The organism is Streptomyces hygroscopicus subsp. hygroscopicus (assembly GCF_001553455.1).
In the GTDB taxonomy this organism is placed as follows: domain Bacteria; phylum Actinomycetota; class Actinomycetes; order Streptomycetales; family Streptomycetaceae; genus Streptomyces; species Streptomyces hygroscopicus.
This window is the reverse complement of the sequence record NZ_BBOX01000657.1, coordinates 1-1,132: the sequence shown is the minus strand read 5'-3', so window position 1 is coordinate 1,132 and position 1,132 is coordinate 1. Positions and strand designations below refer to the sequence as shown.

Here is a 1,132-nt window from a genome sequence, read left to right as displayed (position 1 = left end):
CCGCCGCACGGTGCTGAGCGCGGCGGCGTCCAGCAGGGCGGACGGCGCGTCCTGCCCGGGGCGCGGCGCGACGGGCGGGGTGCGCCGCTCGGTGCCGAGCAGCGCGGCCGCGACGAGGTCGTCCCAGGACGCGACGGGGGTCGTACTGGTCAACGGGTGCCTCCCTGCGCTGTCGTCGTGATGAGCGAGACGGGTGTCGGGTCCCAGGCGGTGATGGGCGAGAAGCCGCGATGGCCGCATTCGCCGAAGACGGTGACCGGGCCGCCGCCGGATATCGCCATCAGCTGCCACAGATCGGTGCGCCCCGCGCAGCGCGGATCGACGGGCAGCGCCGAGCCGCTCCGCTCGTCCGCCAGCTGCCAGCCGTCGTCCCCCGGGACCGGCACCACCTCGGCGAGCACCACCGGCCAGCCCTCCAGCCAGGGATCCTCCCCCAGCGCCGACCCGTAGGCCGCGAGCGCGGTTCCGACATCGCACCCTTCGGGGACCGAGGGCATCCCCGCTTCGGGCACCGAGGGCATCCCCGCGGGCTGCGCGCCCATTCCGGACGGGCCTTCCGGCGACTCCTCATGGCGGGCGCCGATCGCGGCGCGCAGGGGGCGGGCCGCCGGGTAGTACGTGAGGTCGGCGTCGAGGACCAGGCCGGTGGGCAGCGCGGGCTCGGAGGGCCGGCCCGGGGCGCTGAACGAGAGCAGCAGCGCCATACGGTGCGTACGCTCGCCGCGCAGCCAGGTCCTGCGGGCGGTGAGCCTGCCGTCCGCGGTGTCCTGGCGGCCCAGGACCAGCCAGCGGTCCCGGACCGCCTCCCCGGTCGCCAGCAGCTCGGCCACCGGTGTCGTGAGGCCGACGCGGGTGCGCGTGGTGGCGGCCAGCTTCTCCGGGAGGCGGTCGAGGTGGAGGAAGCCCTGGTTGAGAAGGTGTGCCAGCGCGCACTCCTCCAGCAGCCGGGCGGGCCATCCCGGACCGGACGAGGGAATGGCGGCGAGCTCCCGCACCCGCGTCTCCAGACCCGGAGCCTGGGCGTCGACCATCCGCGCGGCCGTCTCGTCCCACGCTCCGTATCCGGCGCGGTCGGCGGATGCCAGGCCGTCGCGGAGCAGATCGGCGAGGCGCCGCTCCAGCTCCATGGCGC

1 protein-coding gene is annotated in these 1,132 nt (G+C 76.1%); it reads right to left on the bottom strand.

Annotated features, from left to right (window positions below):
- Window positions 1-149: 149 nt before the first annotated feature.
- Window positions 150-1,132: SWIM zinc finger family protein (locus tag AXW62_RS39700; protein ID WP_502688795.1), on the bottom strand; the 983-nt coding region annotated here is incomplete at its 5' end.